The 13,847-nt window shown below is 63.2% G+C and carries 15 protein-coding genes and 1 pseudogene; 8 read left to right on the top strand and 8 right to left on the bottom strand.

Annotated elements, in window-relative coordinates; translation table 11 throughout:
- The first annotated feature begins 50 nt into the window (after positions 1 to 50).
- The 4 genes from trhA (at position 51) to FJW03_RS21920 (ending at position 3,610) form a co-directional block, all read left to right on the top strand.
- Positions 51 to 737 (top strand): PAQR family membrane homeostasis protein TrhA, encoded by a 687-nt coding sequence (trhA, locus tag FJW03_RS21905; RefSeq protein WP_140760976.1) that lies wholly within the window; start codon positions 51 to 53, stop codon positions 735 to 737.
- 139 nt (positions 738 to 876) lie between these two features.
- A complete protein-coding gene (locus FJW03_RS21910; RefSeq protein WP_140608332.1) occupies positions 877 to 1,902 on the top strand; it encodes a MotA/TolQ/ExbB proton channel family protein in 1,026 nt (341 codons plus the stop codon).
- 1 nt (position 1,903) lies between these two features.
- The gene (locus tag FJW03_RS21915) at positions 1,904 to 2,935 is read left to right on the top strand and encodes a peptidoglycan -binding protein (RefSeq protein WP_140608334.1); all 1,032 of its coding nucleotides are present in this window, start codon (positions 1,904 to 1,906) and stop codon (positions 2,933 to 2,935) included.
- 249 nt (positions 2,936 to 3,184) lie between these two features.
- The gene (locus tag FJW03_RS21920) at positions 3,185 to 3,610 is read left to right on the top strand and encodes a hypothetical protein (protein WP_140608336.1); all 426 of its coding nucleotides are present in this window, start codon (positions 3,185 to 3,187) and stop codon (positions 3,608 to 3,610) included.
- Positions 3,611 to 3,691: 81 nt separating this feature from the next.
- On the opposite strand, the pseudogene FJW03_RS21925 reads toward FJW03_RS21920, so the two are convergent.
- Positions 3,692 to 4,140, bottom strand: a pseudogene (locus tag FJW03_RS21925) (DUF1304 domain-containing protein).
- 45 nt (positions 4,141 to 4,185) lie between these two features.
- Between FJW03_RS21925 and FJW03_RS21930 the strand changes: the two are divergent.
- Positions 4,186 to 5,670, top strand: coding sequence for a carboxypeptidase M32 (locus tag FJW03_RS21930; protein WP_140760978.1), 1,485 nt, complete (start codon positions 4,186 to 4,188; stop codon positions 5,668 to 5,670).
- A gap of 99 nt (positions 5,671 to 5,769) precedes the next feature.
- Here FJW03_RS21930 and FJW03_RS30105 read toward each other — a convergent pair whose 3' ends face one another.
- A complete protein-coding gene (locus tag FJW03_RS30105; protein WP_264296484.1) occupies positions 5,770 to 5,901 on the bottom strand; it encodes a hypothetical protein in 132 nt (43 codons plus the stop codon).
- On the opposite strand from FJW03_RS30105, the gene FJW03_RS21935 reads away from it, so the two are divergent.
- Complete coding sequence (locus FJW03_RS21935; RefSeq protein WP_181173144.1) at positions 5,900 to 7,012, top strand: hypothetical protein; 1,113 nt, start codon at positions 5,900 to 5,902, stop codon at positions 7,010 to 7,012. The genes FJW03_RS30105 and FJW03_RS21935 overlap by 2 nt on opposite strands.
- A 17-nt stretch (positions 7,013 to 7,029) precedes the next feature.
- On the opposite strand, the gene FJW03_RS21940 is transcribed toward FJW03_RS21935, so the two are convergent.
- Complete coding sequence (locus tag FJW03_RS21940; RefSeq protein WP_140760980.1) at positions 7,030 to 8,829, bottom strand: ABC transporter transmembrane domain-containing protein; 1,800 nt, start codon at positions 8,827 to 8,829, stop codon at positions 7,030 to 7,032.
- Positions 8,830 to 9,036: 207 nt separating this feature from the next.
- Here FJW03_RS21940 and rpmE point away from each other — a divergent pair, with 207 nt between their 5' ends.
- Positions 9,037 to 9,258 (top strand): 50S ribosomal protein L31, encoded by a 222-nt coding sequence (rpmE, locus tag FJW03_RS21945; RefSeq protein WP_140608344.1) that lies wholly within the window; start codon positions 9,037 to 9,039, stop codon positions 9,256 to 9,258.
- Positions 9,259 to 9,409: 151 nt separating this feature from the next.
- On the opposite strand, the gene FJW03_RS21950 is transcribed toward rpmE, so the two are convergent.
- On the bottom strand, positions 9,410 to 10,039 hold the full coding sequence (locus FJW03_RS21950) for a TetR/AcrR family transcriptional regulator (protein WP_140760982.1): 630 nt from the start codon (positions 10,037 to 10,039) through the stop codon (positions 9,410 to 9,412).
- 227 nt (positions 10,040 to 10,266) lie between these two features.
- Here FJW03_RS21950 and FJW03_RS21955 point away from each other — a divergent pair, with 227 nt between their 5' ends.
- Positions 10,267 to 10,746: a DUF1772 domain-containing protein gene (locus FJW03_RS21955; RefSeq protein ID WP_181173146.1), complete on the top strand. Its 480-nt coding sequence runs from the start codon at positions 10,267 to 10,269 to the stop codon at positions 10,744 to 10,746.
- Positions 10,747 to 10,774: 28 nt separating this feature from the next.
- Here FJW03_RS21955 and FJW03_RS21960 read toward each other — a convergent pair whose 3' ends face one another.
- The 4 genes from FJW03_RS21960 to FJW03_RS21975 form a co-directional block, all read right to left on the bottom strand.
- Positions 10,775 to 11,086, bottom strand: a complete 312-nt coding sequence (locus FJW03_RS21960) for a SelT/SelW/SelH family protein (RefSeq protein WP_226890430.1) — start codon at positions 11,084 to 11,086, stop codon at positions 10,775 to 10,777.
- A gap of 31 nt (positions 11,087 to 11,117) precedes the next feature.
- A complete protein-coding gene (locus tag FJW03_RS21965) occupies positions 11,118 to 11,867 on the bottom strand; it encodes a YebC/PmpR family DNA-binding transcriptional regulator (protein WP_140760986.1) in 750 nt (249 codons plus the stop codon).
- Positions 11,868 to 12,163: 296 nt separating this feature from the next.
- Positions 12,164 to 12,931 (bottom strand): TerC family protein, encoded by a 768-nt coding sequence (locus FJW03_RS21970; RefSeq protein WP_140694832.1) that lies wholly within the window; start codon positions 12,929 to 12,931, stop codon positions 12,164 to 12,166.
- A 68-nt stretch (positions 12,932 to 12,999) separates the two neighbouring features.
- Positions 13,000 to 13,824 (bottom strand): YmdB family metallophosphoesterase, encoded by an 825-nt coding sequence (locus FJW03_RS21975; protein WP_140760988.1) that lies wholly within the window; start codon positions 13,822 to 13,824, stop codon positions 13,000 to 13,002.
- Between the last annotated feature and the right edge of the window lie 23 nt (positions 13,825 to 13,847).

The raw sequence follows: 13,847 nt of genomic DNA on the forward strand, positions 1-13,847 counted from the left end.
TGAAATACTGTCCGGCGGTTTCCCAGATACAGGGTGACACAGGACGTGAGATGACCAACACACCGCCGCAACCCGATATTCCGTTCATCGGACGCTGGCACTATTCGCGCGCCGAGATGATCGCCGACGGCATTGTCCATGCTGTCGGCATCGTGCTGGCGATCGCGGCAGGCTCGGCACTGCTGGCGCTGGCGGCGTTTCGGGTCGGGCCGGGCGAATACATCGCCGCCGCCTTCTATGTCGTTTCGCTGCTCACCGTTCTGTCGGTGTCGCTGACCTACAATTTGTGGCCGGTGTCCTCACCGGCGAAATGGGTCCTGCGGCGCTTCGATCACGCCGCGATCTATCTTCTGATCGCCGCCACCTACACGCCTTTTCTGGCCCAGCTCGGTGGCTCGCCGCTGGCCAGCGGGATGATCGCGCTGGTCTGGATCGCGGCGGCGACAGGCATCACCATAAAGGTGTTTTTCCCCGGCCGCTTCGACCGGCTGGCGATCGGCTTCTATCTCGCCATCGGCTGGAGCGGCATCATCCTGGTCAAGCCACTGGTCGAGACGCTGCCGACCACGTCGATCGTGCTCATCGCCGCCGGCGGTGTCGTCTATTCCTGCGGTGTCATTTTCTTCGCCTGGAAGGGGCTACGCTTCCACAACGCGTTGTGGCATGGCTTTGTCGTCACCGGCGCCGGCCTGCATCTGGCGGCCATGGTCGACTGTCTGGTCATCAACCGCCTTTGATCGTCGAAACCGAATTCGGTTTCCGAGCTGCAAACTTGCGCCAAGGCAATATTGCCAAGCGCCATTCAATTTGGTCACAATTCCGTTTAGAGTCGCCAACTACGTGATCGGCGGCAGCGGCATCGGAAACGGGGCACGGATGGCTTTTCTCAGATCCTTCGGCATGGGCAGGCGCTCCGACGTACTGATCTACGATCCGCATAAACTGTCGAGTCCGCAGGTTTTTCTGCTGACCATGGTAATCTTCCTTGCCATCGTAGCCTTCATCGCCGCCATCCTGACCCGGCAGGTCTCGACGGCTTTCGTCACCAATCCCGGGCTCAACGGGCTGATCATCGGCGTGCTGGTGGTCGGTATCCTGCTCGCCTTCGCCCAGGTCGGACGGCTGTTTCGCGAGGTGCGCTGGGTCAACTCCTTCCGCGCCGGCTCGGAGACCACCGAACCGGTGCTGCTGGCGCCGATGAAAGCGATGATCGGCCGCTCCGCGACCATGGCCTTCTCGACCTCCTCGATGCGGACCATGCTCGATTCGATCGCCACGCGCCTCGACGAAAGCCGCGACACCTCGCGCTACCTGGTCGGGCTGCTGGTGTTCCTCGGCCTGCTCGGCACCTTCTGGGGCCTGTTGAACACGATCGGGTCGATCCGCGAGACCATCGAATCGCTCGATCCCGGCACCGGAGACGCGGCCGCGGTGCTCGAATCCCTCAAGCAGGGGCTGTCGGCGCCGCTGGCCGGCATGGGCACGGCCTTCTCGTCCTCGCTGTTCGGCCTGTCTGGCTCCCTCGTGCTCGGCTTCCTCGACCTGCAGGCGGGCCGCGCCCAGACCCGCTTCTACACCGAGCTTGAGAACTGGCTGTCCTCGGTCACCGATCTGTCGTCCGATATCGTCGTCTCCGATCCTGCCAAGGCCGAACCTTCCGATGAAATCCGTTTGTTGTCGGAGCGGCTGCGCAGCCTGCAGGAGAATGGCGGCGGCTCCAACCCACGCGTCGCCACCGCCATGGCCAATCTCGCCGACGGCATTTCCGGCCTGGTCAAGAACATGCGCTCCGAGCAGCAGATCATGCGCGACTGGGTCGAGGCCCAGTCAGACGAGCAGAAGGCGATGCGCAACACGCTGGAAAAGATCGCCGACGCCCTGAAGAAGCCCGGGGTGCACTGACATGGCGCTCGCCAGGGGCCGGCGTACGGACCGCCGCATCGACTACTGGCCGGGCTTTGTCGACGCGCTGTCGACGCTGCTTCTGGCGATCATGTTCCTGCTCACCGTTTTCGTGCTGGCGCAGTTCCTGCTCGGCCGCGAGATTTCCGGCAAGGACGCCGTGCTTAACCGCCTCAACTCGCAGATCAACGAACTGACGCAGCTCCTGGCGCTGGAGCGCTCGACGACGCAGGACAAGGAGGATTCGCTGGCCAACCTGCAGGCGTCGCTTTCGGCGGCGCAGGCGGAAAAGAGCCGGCTCGAGCAGCTTTTGGCGCAAGGCGCGGGAGCCGGCGACGCGGCCAACCAGCGCGCGGTCGCCCTATCGGGCGAACTCGACAGCCAGCGCCAGATCAGTCAGCAGGCGCTGAGCCAGGTCGAGATCCTCAACCAGCAGATCGCCGCGCTCCGCAAGCAGATCGGAGCGCTGGAAGATGCGCTCAACGTCTCCGAGACCCGCGACCGCGATTCCAACACCAAGATCGCCGATCTCGGCCGCCGCCTGAACGTGGCACTGGCGCAGCGTGTTCAGGAACTGAACCGCTACCGCTCCGATTTCTTCGGGCGCCTGCGTGAAATCCTTGCCGACCGCGAAAATATCCGCATCGTCGGCGACCGCTTCGTCTTCCAGTCGGAGGTGCTGTTCCCGACCGGCTCCGAGGTGATCAACGACGCCGGCAAGGTCGAGATGAAGAAACTCGCCGACGCCATCATCGAGCTGCAGAAGGAAATCCCGCCCGAGATCAACTGGGTGCTGCGTGTCGACGGCCATACCGACAACAAGCCGCTCTCGGGTACTGGCCGCTACCGCGACAACTGGGAGCTGTCGACGGCGCGTTCGACCTCGGTGGTCAAGTTCCTGATCGAGAATGGCGTGCCGGCCAACCGGCTGGTCGCCGCCGGCTTCGGTGAATTCCAGCCACTTGATCCCGCCAATACCGACGAGGCGCGCAACAAGAACCGCCGTATTGAACTGAAGCTCACCGAACGGTGACTACTCATCACTTAAAAGTCACGCGAACTTGTTCACCGCCTCAACTCTAGCGCGCACATTGAATCCGGCAAGGGCTGAAAAGATTATCTTTTTTTAATTACACTTCGCACCGGAGCGCTCCTAGCTTGCTGCGCAGGGCCGAGAACCGCCGGCGATGCCTCCCATCGCGACGCGACGGAACCGGACGGCCCGCGTCCGGGACGCGGAGTGGCAAGACCGCTCCCTTCCCATGTAAAAGGAGGCGCCGTCATGCGCTCTTCAGCATCTCTCAAGATTGCAACCCTCACCGCGATTCTCATCGCCGCCCCGCTGGCGGGCGCCTATGCCGCAGGCCATCACAAGGGCGCGCTCGACGCGACCGATCCGACCGACATGACCGGCCCGCGCATCGAGGGCCTTATCGGACAGGTACAAGGTGTCCACCAGGGCATTGTGGACGCCAGGGACGCCAACAGCATCACCCCGGCCGTGGCGGAACGCCTGGAAATGCGCACCGCCCGCATCAGCCAGGCGGCCGAGAGGATCGCCGCATCGGATCATGGCAGGATACCGGCCGCCCAATACCATGATCTGCTGCGCCGTCTCGACAATGTCGACCAGAGGCTGAGGGTCGATACCGGCAGCGGCTTCATGATCGGCGACGGCGCCGACGGCGGGAACTATCCGAACGGCTGAGGAATTCCTTGTTCGCAAAGGTCCAAGAGGAAGGGACCACCTGGCGCCTTCGGGACCCCAATCCCGCGGGCGTCCTTTTCCTCACCAGCCGAGCCAGATCGCGATCAGGGCGATCGCCGCCGGCACGGTCTGGGCAAGCAGGATCTTGCGGCCGACCGTTGCGCCGCCGTAGAGGCCTGCAATGGCCACGCACAGCAGAAAGAAAACCTTGATCTGAAAGCCGGCGGCGCCGAGATAGAGCCCCAGATCAGGCCGGCAGCGAGAAAACCGTTGTAGAGGCCCTGATTGGCGGCGAGCACCTTCGAGGCACTGGCGAATTCCGGCGTCAGGCGGAATGTCTTGTGCCCGCGCGGCGTGTCCCAGAGCACCATTTCGAGATAGACGATGTAGACATGGAGCAAGGCCACCAGCCCGACCACTATGTTGCCGATCATATGCTCCCCCTTCCCGTGTTGCCGGCAGCATTTCATGCACGGCATAGACCGTGCAAGGAGCACCCGCCGGACGGCATCTGAGGGTTGCCAACGCATTTGCGTTGGTGTCTTTTCGCGCCGTCCTCAACCACGGAAACCGCCATGTCCTTTCACAAACTCGACGACCTCGGCCACAAGCTCGAAGCGCTCGAGCACGCGCTTGCCATCCTCGGCGCCGACGAAGCGACCCACATGGCGGTCGGCGGTGGTGAGAAGCGTGCCGAGGCGATGGCGGCACTTGCCGGCATGTACCACACCAGGGCGACCGCGCCGGAAATATCCGACTGGATCGCCGCGGCCGAAAGCGAGGCGCTCGACGACGAGCAGCGCGCGGCTCTCGCCGAGTTGCGCCGGCAATATACCAACCTGACCTGCCTGCCGGTCGAATTCGTCGAACGCCTCACGACCGCACGCATGCGCTGCGAGCAACTGTGGCGCGACCTGCGCGCCAAGAACGACTGGGCAGGCTTCCAGCCGGCGCTCGAGGGCGTGGTGGCGCTGGTGCGCGAAGAAGCGGCCCTGCGCTCCGACGTGCTCGGCCTAGCCCCCTATGACGCGCTGATGGAGCAATACGACCCCGGCAACCGCACCGCCGACATCACCCCCGTCTTCGCCGACCTGAAAGCCTTCCTCAAAGGATTCGTGCCGGAGGCGCTGGCGATACAGGAAGCGCGGCTGCGCAAGCATCCGCTGAAGCCGCTTTCGGGCACCTATCCGATAGATCGCCAGCGCGAACTCGGGCTTGCCATGATGGCGGCGGTCGGTTTCGACCTCACGCACGGCTCGCTCTCCGTCTCGCACCACCCCTTCTGCGGCGGCGTGCCCAGCGACGTGCGCATCACCACCCGTTACAAGACATCGGATTTCCTGTCGGCTCTGATGGGCGTGCTGCACGAGACCGGCCATGCGCTCTACGAACAGAACCTGCCGAAGGCATGGTCGCATTGGCCGCTCGGCAAGGCACGCGGCATGGCCGTGCATGAAAGCCAGAGCCTGTTCGTCGAAAAGCAGATCGGCCGCAATCCTGCCTTCTGGCGCTGGGCGCTGCCGGTCGTGGAAAAGCATCTCGGCGAGGCCTGGTCGCTCGACGACATCCTGCCGCATGTGCATCGCGTCGAACGCGGCCTGATCCGCGTCGACGCCGACGAGGTGACCTATCCCTTGCATGTCATCCTGCGCTACGAGCTTGAGCAGGAGCTGGTCTCAGGCGGGCTGGAGGTTGCCGAACTGCCCGAAGCCTGGGACGCCAAGATGCGCGACTATCTCGGTCTCTCGACCATCGACAATCCCGCCGACGGGCCGATGCAGGACGTCCATTGGCCGGGCGCCGCCTTCGGCTATTTCCCCTCCTACACGCTGGGCGCGATGATGGCGGCGCAGCAATGGGCGGCGCTGAGACGGGAGCATCCTTCCGCCGACGACGACCTTGCCAAGGGGAATTTCGCGGCCATCAACGACTGGCGCCGCGGGAAGATTTGGTCGCAGGGGTCGCGCTGGTCGACGCCGGACCTGCTCGAACGCGCCACCGGCGAAAGCCTCAACGCCGTGTATTTCGTCAATCATCTGAAGCAGCGCTACGGCGGATAAGATCGGCCGTCGTGGCATCCCGATTGCGCTGACCTGCGGCGGCTGCCGTCGAACAGGAATGCAATGAGGCAGCCTTGCGGGATCGCCTCTACTTTTCTATCACTGGTGGTATCCGACAGTGTCTTGCGAGACTTGCGGATCATGCGGGCTGGGGTGCTTTCCGGTGACATCTTCTGCGATCACACGGCTTTTCGTCTTGATTGCCTTGGCGATTTTCTGCGCGCCGGCCATGGCCGACACCGAAATCCACAAGGGCACCCCAGGCGCCCGGATCGAGGCGATGCGGCTGGTCCAGGACACCATCCGCTATGTGAGCCTGTCCATGGGCCGCGGCTCCTACATTCCCCGCAGCCCGAGCACTGTGATCGCCAGCGGCTTCGGCGATTGCAAGGACAAGGCCTTGCTTCTCGCCTCCAGCCTGCGCCGGCTCGGCGTTCAGGCCGATCCGGCCCTGGCCGATCTCGATGGCGGGCTGGCACTTGGCGACATGCTGCCGACCATCCGCGCCTTCGATCACGTCATCGTCAAGGCAACGATCAGAGGCCAGGTCTACTGGATCGACGCGACCAATTACCTGCAGGGCGGCAGGGCCGAGACCCTTGTTCCACCCGACTATGGCTTCGCCCTGCCGATTGTCGCCGGCAGCGCGCGGATCGAAAAGATGGAGCGCAAGGAGCTTTTCGAACCGACCACCTTCGTCAGCGAGGCGTTCGACTTTCCCAAACTCAAGGGCGAAGCGCTGAAGCTGACGGTCCGCACGACCTATCGCGACGCGGATGCCGACAGCATGCGCTACAGGCTGGTTTCGCAATCGGCCACCAAGCTCGCCGACGACTATCTCCAGTACTACAACCGGCAGTATCCAGGCATGACCAGCTTGGCGCCGTTGTCGACGAATGACGACCGCGACCGCAACATCGTCACGACGATCGAATCCTACGAGCTTTCCGCTGACGATCTCGATGCCGATGATCTCATCAAGAACTTCCCGCTCAAGGCCGATGTCGGCATCAGCAATCTGCTGGAGCCGGATATGGTCGGCAGGACCGGCCCAGTCTGGCTCGGCAGTCCGATGTTCAAGCGCCATCAGTGTATCGTCCACAACCTGAAGGCCGAGTTCGTGGGCCCCGAGAAGTCCAACGACGTGATCACGCCCTTTGTCGCCTTCAAGGCGCGCTGGTCGAGCGCGCCGACGGAGTTTCAGGTCGACTGGTTTCTCAAGACGATCGGGGACCGGGTTCCCGCCAAGGAGATCGGCCCTTATCTGAAGTCGCGCAGGAAGATGGCCGACAACGCCTCCTGGAGTTACAATTTCGGCTACGCCGAAACCGAGGCGAACTGAGCGTTATCGGAAATTCCTTATTCCGCCGCGCCCCTGAAAGCGCTGGCGCCGGTCTCGAATTGCAGCTTGGCCAGCCGGGCATAGATGCCGCCCTTGGCGACCAGGCTCTGGTGCGTGCCTTCCTCGACGATACGGCCGCCATCCATGACCAGTATCCTGTCGGCCTTCAGCACTGTCGCCAAACGGTGCGCGATCACGATGGTCGTGCGGCCCTGCATCAGCCGTTCCAGCGCCATCTGCACCAGCGTCTCGCTTTCAGCGTCGAGCGCCGAGGTGGCTTCGTCGAGCAGCAGGATCGGCGCGTCGCGCAGGATGGCGCGCGCGATCGCCACACGCTGGCGTTGGCCGCCGGACAGCGTCACGCCGCGCTCGCCGACCTGGCTGTCGTAGCCGTTCTCGAGCTTGAGGATGAATTCGTCGGCAAGCGCGTCCTTGGCGGCCGCCTCGATCTCGGCCTGGCTCGCCCCCGGCCGGCCGAAACCGATATTGTCGCGCGCGCTGGCCGCGAAGATGGTGACGTCCTGCGGCACGATGGCGATGCGCTCGCGCACCGCAACCGGATCGGCTTGGCGCACGTCGACACCATCGATCATGACCTTGCCGGTTTCGGGATCGTAGAAGCGCAGGATCAGCGAGAACACCGTGCTCTTGCCGGCCCCCGAGGGGCCGACGATGGCCACCTTCTCGCCGGGCTTGACCGAAAAACTCAAGCCGTGGACGGCGGCGCGGTCGGGCCTTGCTGGATAAGAAAAGGAGACGTCGTCAAAGACGATCGCGCCCTTGGCGGCCGCAGGCAGTGGTTTTGGATCGGCCGGCGCCTGGATCGCCGGCTTCTCGGCCAGAATCTCGGTCAGCCGTTCGGCCGCGCCCGCTGCTTGCGCAAGTTCGCCCCAGACCTCCGACAGCGCGCCCAGCGCGCCGGCGGCGAACACCGAATAAAGCAGGAACTGTCCGAGCGTGCCCGGCGACAGATTGCCTGCGAGCACGTCGCGCGAGCCGAACCACAGCACCGCCACGACGGACGAGAAGATGGTGAAAATGGCGAAGAAGGTGAGGAACGAGCGCGCGAAGATCGAGGCGCGCGCCGCATCGAACGCAGCCTCGACCGCGCCGGAGAAGCGCCCGGTGACCAGATTTTCATTGGTGAAGGCTTGCAGCGTGCGCACCGCGCCGATCTGCTCGCTGGCATAGGCTGTCGCGTCCGCAAGCGTGTCCTGCGCCTGCCGTGACTTGCGCCGCACCGAGCGGCCGAAGGCGACCAGCGGCAGCACGATGATGGGAATGGCTGCTATGACCAGGCCGGATAGTTTCGGGCTGGTGACCACCATCATTCCCACAGCGCCAAGGCCCAGGATGACGTTGCGCAGCGCGACCGACGCTGTTGCGCCTACCGCCGATTTGACTTGTGTGGTGTCGGCGGCGAGCCGCGACACGATCTCGCCCGACTGGGCGGTGTCGAAGAAGGACGGCGACAGTATCGTCACATGGGCAAAGACATCGCGCCTGATATCGGCGACGACGCGCTCGCCGAGCGTGATGACGAAATAGTAGCGGCCTGCCGATGCCGCGGCCAGCACCGCGGCCATCGCCACCAATGCGGCGAAATATTCAGCGATGAAGGTGGTGCTGGACGAGGAGAAACCGTGATCGATCATCCGCCTTACCGCCAGCGGCAGCGTCAATGTCGTTGCCGCCGCGATGACCAGCGAGATGACGGCGCCGACGACCAGGGTGCGATAGTGCCCGATATAGGGGAACAGGCGCCGGAGCGGCTTGAGCGAGCGTCTGCGCTCCTCTGCGCTGCTGGTTTGCGCCATACCGGTGTTTCCTCTAGCCGCCTTGTGATGCATGCGCCTCAATATGCGCTTGCCGCGGCCTTGTGATTCAATTTCGGCTGATGTATAGGCACGCCGACCGTTTTAGAAGCCGTGGCTCTTCAATAGCTCCGGCTTCGAGTTTTAAAAAGGGGCGCATCGACGCAGGCTTATGCCCGTCCGCCGCGCCGGCAAGCCAGGAACAGAGCCATGAAGACCGCTATCCATCCCGACTACCACACCATCAAGGTCGTCATGACCGACGGCACCGAATACATGACCCGTTCGACCTGGGGCAAGGAAGGCGATACGATGAACCTCGATATCGACCCGACCACCCATCCGGCCTGGACCGGCGGCCAGCAGACCCTGCTCGACCGCGGCGGCCGCCTGTCGAAGTTCAAGAAGCGCTTCGAAGGTTTCGGCCTCTAAGCCAGTTGCGCCTGCAGAATTTCAAAAAACCCGCCCTCGTGGCGGGTTTTTTGTTGGGCAGAACTCCCTTCTCCCCGTCACTATACGGGGAGAGGAGCGCGTCCCTGGCGGTTTCGCCAACTGTTAGCGCGATAGGAAGAAGCTCAACTGTCTATTCGCCCAGCAATTCCCTGAGTGCCATGCGCTTGTAGGCGGCGACCAGCCTGTCGCCTTCCTCGCGCTCGACCGATATTGCCAACCGCATCGCCGCCTCGCCCATTTGCCAGACCAGAAACGCGGTGGTCTCCAGGGAGACCGGATCGGCGCCGGGACGTAAGCGCTTCAGCACCGCGACGAGGAATTCAGCATTGGCTCGACTGTCGGCGAGTTCGAGTTGGCGCAGCGCCTTGTCGGCCTGCGTGCCCGACCAGATGTCGCGCATCACCGGCTCGGCCAGGAACAGTCGATAATAAATATCGACCAACTCCGAAAACCCCCGTCGCAACCCTTCAGCGTCACTGACGCCGGCGAGTGCCACCGAGATGCAGGCCTGGCTTTCGGCGGTGTAGCGCTCGGCCAGCGCCCAGACGATCGCCCGCTTGTCCGGAAAGAACTGGTAGAGCGAGCCGATCGATACCCCTGCCCGTTCAGCCACTTCACCCATGCGCATGGCGTCACTGCCCTGCTCGGCAATCAGCGCCGAGGCGGCCGCCAGCATGCGCTCGACCCGCTCGCGGCTGCGCTGCTGGCTTGGCGCCCGGCGCGGTGAAGCGATCTGTTCGTTGGCTGGTATGCCTTCCATGACTGTCTCCACAAACGCGCCCGGCAAATCTGCGGGAAATGGCTTGACTCGAAAAATACGAGGGTTTATCACGTTTGGCAAACGTGAGGATTATTCATATTCTGAAGCACAAATGTGCGACGACCGCAACGCTCGCCGATGGCGTCCAGCGCGCGCTTAGCCGGGCGCCGAAAGACCTTTCAGAATACCCGATCGAAACGCCGCCACCCCAATCTGGAGCAACTGACATGATCGCGAAGTTCCTTCCCACCCTCACCTTCATCGCCGCGATCGGCGCCGGTGTCGTCGGCGGTGTGTTCTTCGCCTTTTCCAATTTCGTCATGCCGGCACTTGCCCGTCTGCCCGCGGCCGGTGGCATTGCCGCGATGAATTCGATCAACATCACCGTCATCACGCCAACCTTCATGACGGCACTTTTCGGCACCGGATTGGTCTGCCTCGTGCTCATCGCCGGCGCGGTCGTCGGCTGGAGCCAGCCAGGTTCGTTTTGGCTTCTCGCCGGCGCACTGATCTATCTTGTCGGCAACCCGATCGTGACCATGGTCTTCAACGTGCCGCTCAACGACGCGTTGGCCGCCATCGATCCGGCCAGCAGCAATGGCGCGGCCGTATGGACCGACTATCTAAGCGACTGGGTGATGTGGAACCACGTCCGCGCCGTCACCGCCATCGTGGCGCTGGGCTGCTTCATCTTCGCGTCGCGGTAAATGCGAAGCCCTGCTCGAAGGATCCTGCCTAGGTGGGGTCTTTTGACTTATGGCCCTTACTGTCGGAATGGCCGAGATCGCGGTCGGGATCGATGACGTCGCGCACCAATTGCTTCAGCTTCGCCGCATCGGGAAAGCCGCCGTCGCGCTTGCGGTCCCAGACCAGCACCTCGTTACAGGAGATGGTGAAGATGCCGCCGGTGCCGGGCACCAGCGTCACTTCGCCGAGATCGGTGCCGAAGGTGGAGAGCAGCTCCTGCGCCATCCAGCCGGCGCGCAGCAGCCACTGGCACTGCGTGCAATAGGTGATGCGGACGGCGGGCAATGGCTTCTCGCTCATCCCAGCTTGAGCTCCGCTCATATCTGGTCGCTCACGCCGCGCTAAGCTTGGCCAAGGTCTCGTCGTCGACTTCGAAGTTGGCGTACACGCTTTGCACGTCGTCGTCGTCCTCGAGCGTGGCAACCAGCTTCATCAGCGACTGGGCGCGCTCCTCGTCGACCGGAACATTGTTCTGCGGCTGCCAGATCGGCTTCACCGATTCAGCCTCGCCGAGTGAACCTTCCAGTGCCTTGGACACTTCGCCGAGATTTTCGAAGGAGCAGTAGATGGTGTGGCCTTCCTCATCCGACTCGACATCGTCGGCACCGGCCTCGATCGCCGCCTCCATGACCTTGTCGGCGCTGCCGGCGGCGGCCGGATAGTAGATTTCGCCGACCCGGTTCCACATGAACGACACCGAACCGGTTTCGCCAAGCGCCCCACCGGCCTTGGTGAAGGCCGCACGGACATTGGAGGCCGAACGGTTGCGGTTGTCGGTCAGTGCCTCGACGATCAGCGCCACGCCGCCGGGACCATAACCTTCATAGCGCACGGCTTCGTAGTTTTCGGCGTCCCCCATCGACGCCTTGTTGATGGCGCGCTGGATGTTGTCCTTCGGCATCGACACCGCCTTGGCGTTCTGGACGGCAAGGCGCAGGCGCGGGTTCATCGAAGGATCGGGCGTGCCGGTCTTGGCGGCGACGGTGATTTCGCGCGCCAGCTTGGAAAACATTTTCGACCGCACCGCGTCCTGACGGCCCTTGCGGTGCATGATGTTCTTGAACTGTGAATGGCCAGCCATGGCACCCCTGTCGTGTTCGGCTAGAGCATCGGCAGCCAGGTGAACTCCACCGGGCGTTTTGCAAAATGCTCTGATACAAATTTCAGAACGCCTCTGGCGTGTCCGTCAGGACGCAGGGCACTCTATCTCGGAATGGCCGGCTTATAGATAAATCGGCTCAATTCGTCCAGCCGCGCCATGGCGCGGGGGCACAGAACCCGCGACATTCCCCCAATCCGGAGATTTTCCGGTCGCGTTCAGCCTTCGAGATGCGATTCAGCCGGTCGATGATGCTGAGCGTACAACCCACTCAAAACTCAGTGTCCGCCGCCGGACTTCGACTTCTTCCGGCTGCGCGCCAGCATGTTGAGCCCTTCGACCAGGGCCGAAAAACCCATCGCCGCGTAGATGTAGCCCTTGGGCACATGATAGCCCATGCCGTCGGCGATCAGCGTCATGCCGATCATCAAGAGGAATCCCAGCGCCAGCATGACGATGGTCGGGTTCCTGGCGATGAAGTCCGCCAGCGGCCCGGCGGCCAGCATCATCACTGTGACTGCCGCGATCACGGCGACGTACATAATGACGATCTCGTCGGTCATGCCGACGGCGGTGATGATGGAATCGATCGAGAAGACGAGGTCGAGCAGCAGGATCTGGAAGATCGCACCGGCAAGCGAGATCTTGAGCGTCTCGCCCAACATCGCGTCCTGGTGATCCTCGGGATCGACGGTGTGATGGATTTCCTTGGTCGCCTTCCACACCAGGAACAGGCCACCGGCGATCAGGATCAGGTCGCGCCAGGAGAAACCATGGCCTAACGCAGTGAACACCGGCGTCGTCAGTTGGACGATGATCGAGATGGTTGCGAGCAGCACCAGCCGCATGATCAGCGCCGCCGAGATGCCGAGCCGGCGGGCACGGGCCCTCTGCCCCTCGGGCAGCTTGTTGGTCAGGATCGAGATGAAAATCAGATTGTCGATGCCGAGTACAATCTCAAGCACCACGAGCGTCAATAACGCGACCCAGGCGGTTGGATCAGAAACGAATTGAAAATGCGGCGCCAGGAATTCAACGAGCTGCATGGAGGTCGTCCCCTACGATCTAGAGCAGTTTCGTCGCCAGTTAGGTACTATACTCCAGCATATCAATGTCATGACCAGAAGGACGGAGCCGTTTCTTCGAGCCGCGGCCCGCGACGAAACGGCGCGATCCGCTCGGTCAGCCCCGTGCGGTCGGAAATATCGACGCCGAGGCCACACAATGTCGCCGGGCCGGTCGCTGCCTCGAAGCGCCCTTTGGGCACTTTCGACAGGAACCGGTTGAGCGGCTCCTCCTTGTCCATGCCGAGCGAAGAATCGTAGTCGCCGCACATACCGGCGTCGGAGATGTAGCCCGTGCCGCCGTTCAGGATCTGGTGATCTCCGGTCGGCTGGTGCGTGTGGGTGCCGACGACGAGGCTGGCGCGGCCATCGACAAAATGCGCGAAGCACATCTTTTCCGAGGTCGCCTCGGCGTGGAAGTCGATGACCACCGCATCCGCCTGTTCGCCGAGCGGACAGGCGGCAAGCTCGCGCTCGCCAGCCTGGAACGGATCGTCGAGTTCGGGATGCATGAATACCCGGCCCATGATGTTGGCGACCAGCACGCGCGCGCCGCTTCTGGCGATGTAAACGCCGGAGCCGCGTCCGGGCGTGCCCTTGGGAAAATTGGACGGCCGCAGGAAGCGCTCTTCACGCGGCGCGAAGGCGAGTGCGTCGCGCTGGTCCCAAACATGGTTGCCGGTGGTCACGACATCGGCGCCGGCCGCGATGGTCTCGCGAAAGATCTCTTCGGTGATGCCGAAACCGCCAGCGGCGTTCTCGCCATTGACGATGACGAAATCGAGCTTGAAGTCGGAGATCAGGCCGGGCAGTTGTTCCCATACCGCCGTGCGGCCCGTCTTGCCGACCATGTCGCCGAGAAAGAGAAGTCTCATCTGCGCTTGATCCCGAAAAGTTG

The organism is Mesorhizobium sp. B4-1-4, assembly GCF_006439395.2.
Classification (GTDB): domain Bacteria; phylum Pseudomonadota; class Alphaproteobacteria; order Rhizobiales; family Rhizobiaceae; genus Mesorhizobium.

Bases quoted from the DNA above. Each gene is read 5' to 3' on its own strand.
- trhA (WP_140760976.1), top strand. From the start codon at position 51: ATGACCAACACACCGCCGCAACCCGATATTCCGTTCATCGGACGCTGG.
- FJW03_RS21910 (WP_140608332.1), top strand. From the start codon at position 877: ATGGCTTTTCTCAGATCCTTCGGCATGGGCAGGCGCTCCGACGTACTG.
- FJW03_RS21915 (WP_140608334.1), top strand. From the start codon at position 1,904: ATGGCGCTCGCCAGGGGCCGGCGTACGGACCGCCGCATCGACTACTGG.
- FJW03_RS21920 (WP_140608336.1), top strand. From the start codon at position 3,185: ATGCGCTCTTCAGCATCTCTCAAGATTGCAACCCTCACCGCGATTCTC.
- FJW03_RS21930 (WP_140760978.1), top strand. From the start codon at position 4,186: ATGTCCTTTCACAAACTCGACGACCTCGGCCACAAGCTCGAAGCGCTC.
- FJW03_RS21935 (WP_181173144.1), top strand. From the start codon at position 5,900: ATGGCCGACACCGAAATCCACAAGGGCACCCCAGGCGCCCGGATCGAG.
- FJW03_RS30105 (WP_264296484.1), bottom strand. From the start codon at position 5,901: ATGGCCGGCGCGCAGAAAATCGCCAAGGCAATCAAGACGAAAAGCCGT.
- FJW03_RS21940 (WP_140760980.1), bottom strand. From the start codon at position 8,829: ATGGCGCAAACCAGCAGCGCAGAGGAGCGCAGACGCTCGCTCAAGCCG.
- rpmE (WP_140608344.1), top strand. From the start codon at position 9,037: ATGAAGACCGCTATCCATCCCGACTACCACACCATCAAGGTCGTCATG.
- FJW03_RS21950 (WP_140760982.1), bottom strand. From the start codon at position 10,039: ATGGAAGGCATACCAGCCAACGAACAGATCGCTTCACCGCGCCGGGCG.
- FJW03_RS21955 (WP_181173146.1), top strand. From the start codon at position 10,267: ATGATCGCGAAGTTCCTTCCCACCCTCACCTTCATCGCCGCGATCGGC.
- FJW03_RS21960 (WP_226890430.1), bottom strand. From the start codon at position 11,086: ATGAGCGAGAAGCCATTGCCCGCCGTCCGCATCACCTATTGCACGCAG.
- FJW03_RS21965 (WP_140760986.1), bottom strand. From the start codon at position 11,867: ATGGCTGGCCATTCACAGTTCAAGAACATCATGCACCGCAAGGGCCGT.
- FJW03_RS21970 (WP_140694832.1), bottom strand. From the start codon at position 12,931: ATGCAGCTCGTTGAATTCCTGGCGCCGCATTTTCAATTCGTTTCTGAT.
- FJW03_RS21975 (WP_140760988.1), bottom strand. From the start codon at position 13,824: ATGAGACTTCTCTTTCTCGGCGACATGGTCGGCAAGACGGGCCGCACG.